At 40.1% G+C, this 2356-nt stretch carries 4 protein-coding genes; 2 read left to right on the forward strand and 2 right to left on the reverse strand.

Features of this window, described 5'->3' with window-relative positions:
• Positions 1 to 97: 97 nt before the first annotated feature.
• Entirely contained in the window at positions 98 to 421 is a 324-nt protein-coding gene (locus AM228_RS14770; RefSeq protein ID WP_054466944.1) for a helix-turn-helix domain-containing protein, read from the reverse strand.
• A gap of 237 nt (positions 422 to 658) precedes the next feature.
• On the opposite strand from AM228_RS14770, the gene AM228_RS14775 reads away from it, so the two are divergent.
• Together AM228_RS14775 and AM228_RS14780 are read left to right on the forward strand one after the other, a co-directional pair.
• Entirely contained in the window at positions 659 to 895 is a 237-nt protein-coding gene (locus tag AM228_RS14775) for a CDGSH iron-sulfur domain-containing protein (RefSeq protein ID WP_054466874.1), read from the forward strand.
• A 139-nt stretch (positions 896 to 1034) separates the two neighbouring features.
• Positions 1035 to 1736: a pirin family protein gene (locus AM228_RS14780; RefSeq protein WP_054466875.1), complete on the forward strand. Its 702-nt coding sequence runs from the start codon at positions 1035 to 1037 to the stop codon at positions 1734 to 1736.
• A gap of 104 nt (positions 1737 to 1840) precedes the next feature.
• Here the strand turns inward: AM228_RS14780 and msrB are convergent, their stop codons facing one another.
• Positions 1841 to 2239, reverse strand: coding sequence for a peptide-methionine (R)-S-oxide reductase MsrB (gene msrB, locus AM228_RS14785; protein WP_054466876.1), 399 nt, complete (start codon positions 2237 to 2239; stop codon positions 1841 to 1843).
• Positions 2240 to 2356: the final 117 nt, after the last annotated feature.

Here is a 2356-nt window from a genome sequence, read left to right on the forward strand (position 1 = left end):
AATTGATGACACGCCCTAGACAAAAGCGCAAACTACCGGATCGATCCCCCCAACCCCCCTTAAAAAGGGGGGCTTCTTATAATGAAAGCCTTCTCGTCTATTTATCTCTTTGACTTTGCAAATAAGTTAACCCCCATTGGTGCATTTCCTTCAAAATTGGTTTGAGACTTTCCCCCAACGGAGTCAGAGAATATTCAACTTTTGGCGGAACTTGGGCATAAACTTCTCGATGAATAATGCCGTCAGCTTCCATTTCTCTGAGTTGTTGAGTCAGCATTTTTTGGGTAATCCCATGTAGCACACGATGTAACTCATTAAAACGTTTCACTCCTTGAAAAAGTTCTCGCAAAATTAACACTTTCCAGCGTCCCCCAATCACTTTAATCGTGCTTTCCACCGCACAAGTGAGGCGATCGCTCATATCCTCTCGATCAATCTGCCCCACAGACAGATCGGTAATCTGAAATTCTTGCTGAGTCGTACTGCTTACCATAGTCCCTTCATAGTATCTTTTTGGTAAGTACCCCACTTTAAAGTGCGTACTTTACATTTTGATTGTAAATATTTTAACCTGGAAACAGGATCAAACCAGAGACAAAAATCTTGCCACCTGCTGCACTCTGGTTCATTAACTAATTTTAAAATAGAGGAAGAACCCATGAGCAAACCTGTAATTGCTGACAAAAAACCTGCCGTTCTCGAACTAGAAGCTGGAACTTATTATTATTGTACTTGTGGTCAATCCAGCAACCAACCATTCTGTGATGGCAAACATCAAGGTACAGATTTTACTCCCATGCAATTTAAATTAGACGAGAAAAAAAAGGTAGCATTATGTCAGTGCAAACATACCAATAATGCCCCATTTTGCGATGGTGCTCATCTGGGATTATAAATTACTTTAGGATTTCCAGACAAGGGAGAAACAATCACATTTTCATCGTAGAGGCGAGCAAGCGAATCGCCCCTACGAACCGGATTTGGTATAACCTTTTATTTTCCCAAACATTTTCCCAAACATCTTCCAAACCATTATGCTAACAATTAGAAAATCTCAAGAACGCGGACACGCTAATCGTGGGTGGTTAGACTCCTATCATACTTTTTCCTTTGCCAGCTATTACGATCCAAATTTCATGGGATTTGGCAATCTCCGCGTGATTAATGAAGACCGAGTGCAACCAAAAATGGGTTTTCCCACTCATTCCCATCAAGATATGGAAATTGTCACTTATGTTATTGAAGGGGCTTTAGAACATAAAGATAGTATGGGAAATAGTTCGGTGATTCGTCCCGGAGAAGTGCAGCGCATGAGTGCGGGAACCGGAGTCAGTCACAGCGAATATAACCATTCGGATAATGAGTTAGTTCATCTGCTACAAATTTGGATTTTGCCGGAAAAAAAGGGGCTGCCTGCCAGTTATGAACAAAAAATGTATTCCCCCGCAGAAAAGATCGGTCAGTTACGTTTAGTGGGTTCTAGGGATGGTCGAGATGGTTCAGTGACAATTCATCAAGATGTGAATTTATATGCTAGTTTGTTGGCTGCTGGAGATAAAATTGAATCGGAAATTAAGCGCGATCGCCTAATCTGGTTCCAGCTTATCAAAGGACAAATCACTATTAACAATCAGGCAATTTATGCCGGAGATGCGGTGGCAATGGTGGATGAATCAACCATTATTTTATCTGCCGAAAGCGATGCAGAATTTTTACTATTTGACTTAGGCAGATAATCAAGATTATTCAATCAAATTTAAAAAGAAAAATAGGGGCAATTAATTAATTGCTCCTATGATCAAAAATTTTATTTTGTGAGGTATTTTCTGAATCGGTTTAACTATTCAGATTTCACAAAGTTCAACGAAGCAGAATTAATGCAATAGCGTAATCCCGTGGGTTTTGGGCCATCATTAAAAACGTGACCCAAGTGAGCATCACAAGCGGCACAAAGCACCTCGGTTCGCCGCATAAAGAAGCTAAAGTCACTCTCTTCTTTGATATTTTCATCCTGAATCGGCGCCCAAAAAGATGGCCAACCTGTCCCAGAGTCAAATTTTGTATCTGAAGTAAAGAGATCAGCCCCACAACAAATACATTGATACTTTCCTTTTTCTTTATTGTCGTGATAAGCCCCAGTAAAGGCTCTTTCTGTGCCTTTTTTGCGGGTAACTTTAAACTGTTCTTCGGTTAATTGCTGTTTCCACTCTTGTTCGGTTTTTTCTACTCTCTGAACCATGATTCGCTCCGGTTGTGATTAAATTGGACTCATAAAAAATTATACGAAATCTAGCCACAAAAAGTTTTTTTATTTTTCAAATCACAAATAACCAACAGGGTGTAGGGTGTAGGGTGT

It is taken from the genome of Planktothricoides sp. SR001, assembly GCF_001276715.1.
In the GTDB taxonomy this organism is placed as follows: Bacteria; Cyanobacteriota; Cyanobacteriia; order Cyanobacteriales; family Laspinemataceae; genus Planktothricoides; species Planktothricoides raciborskii.

What these genes read in the sequence shown, in the direction of transcription:
- AM228_RS14770 (WP_054466944.1), bottom strand. Translation starts at nt 421, where the DNA reads ATGAGCGATCGCCTCACTTGTGCGGTGGAAAGCACGATTAAAGTGATT.
- AM228_RS14775 (WP_054466874.1), top strand. Translation starts at nt 659, where the DNA reads ATGAGCAAACCTGTAATTGCTGACAAAAAACCTGCCGTTCTCGAACTA.
- msrB (WP_054466876.1), bottom strand. Translation starts at nt 2,239, where the DNA reads ATGGTTCAGAGAGTAGAAAAAACCGAACAAGAGTGGAAACAGCAATTA.
- AM228_RS14780 (WP_054466875.1), top strand. Translation starts at nt 1,035, where the DNA reads ATGCTAACAATTAGAAAATCTCAAGAACGCGGACACGCTAATCGTGGG.